The following is a 1175-nucleotide window of genomic DNA, read 5'->3' on the forward strand; positions in this document are numbered from 1 at the left end:
GCCGAGGCCACCGGCTCCCGCCGCCCGAGGGGCGACACACTTCCCGCCGCCGCGTCGGAGCGGCGACGCCGGGACCCCCGCGCGCCGTCGGCCCCTGCCACGGAGCCCGCTTCCCCGGCGCGAGCGCCGACCACCCGCAGCCCGGAAGCGGTCACCGCCTCCGCCCGTCCGAGGGGCCGCCCGGCGCCCGGCGCGTCGGCGTCAGGTCCCGGCGACCCGGTGGCCGTCGCTTCGGCGCAGGTGCCGCGCAGCTGCGTCCACTCCGCGAACTCCGTCTCGCCCAGCACCTCGTCGAGCAGGCGGGAGACGCCCGTACCGGCCTCTCCCCGGAGGACCGCGAGGACCGGCCCCTCCCGCAGTGCTTCCCGCAGTCGCCGGGCCTCTTCGTGCCGTCCGACGAAGCCGCCGGTCGCCCGCGCGTCCCGGTCCGTACCGAAGGAACGTCTCTCCACGGCTCCGCCTCTCACCCGCCGACGCTCGCGCCATGGTCGCGAGCGCGGCGTTCGTTGAACGGTGGTCTACTCGGCCGCCCCCCGACTTCGCAATAGGGGTCCACCACCTACGGAATGGGCGCGGTCGGCCGCGGCCGTCGCGCCGGGGGCCGCCCGCTCCCCCGCACCACTCTTTGGGTAGCGCGTACGGATTGCTGCGCTCACCCCGCGTGGCCGAAGCTCTGGCCCGTCCGACGACGTCACCTCCTGCGCCTCGGTCCCCGGCCGGCCGGACCGGACGCATGAGGGCGGCTGTCCCCAACAGCCGTGTGACGTGATCAGACTCGTGCCGCACGGAGCCCCACTCCGTGCGGCACCCACTCCACCCCCGTCACCTGTGGACGCCGAGATCCCAAGGCGCTCACGCCGTATGACGTGCCGGGTCGATCGGCGCACCCATGCCCCCGCACCCGCACCTGTCATGCACGCAACACGTGACGGACACACCCCACTCGGTGGTCCCGACAGCTCTCAAGGGAGAAACCATGAAGATCGACGCTCGCGTCATCCGGCGCGTGCTCGCCGTCGGCGCAAGTACCGCCCTGTTCGCGGGGGCCGCCGCGACCACCGGGGCCGTGGCGGCCCCGACGCCGCCGCCGGGCGACGGCCAGGGCCGCATCGTCGGCGCGGGCGACCGAGTTCTTGAAGGTGACGATGTACGAGCCGTCGACCGCGCCGACGTCC

2 pseudogenes are annotated in these 1175 nt (G+C 75.0%); one reads left to right on the plus strand and one right to left on the minus strand.

Annotation, left to right across the window (positions count from 1 at the left end):
• A pseudogene (locus AB8Z36_RS40740) lies at window positions 1-452 on the minus strand (hypothetical protein); the annotation flags it as partial.
• Between the two features lie 524 nt (window positions 453-976).
• Here AB8Z36_RS40740 and AB8Z36_RS40745 point away from each other — a divergent pair.
• Window positions 977-1175, plus strand: a pseudogene (locus AB8Z36_RS40745) (S8 family peptidase); the annotation flags it as partial.

The organism is Streptomyces flavofungini (genome assembly GCF_041028215.1).
Taxonomy (GTDB): Bacteria; Actinomycetota; Actinomycetes; order Streptomycetales; family Streptomycetaceae; genus Streptomyces; species Streptomyces flavofungini_B.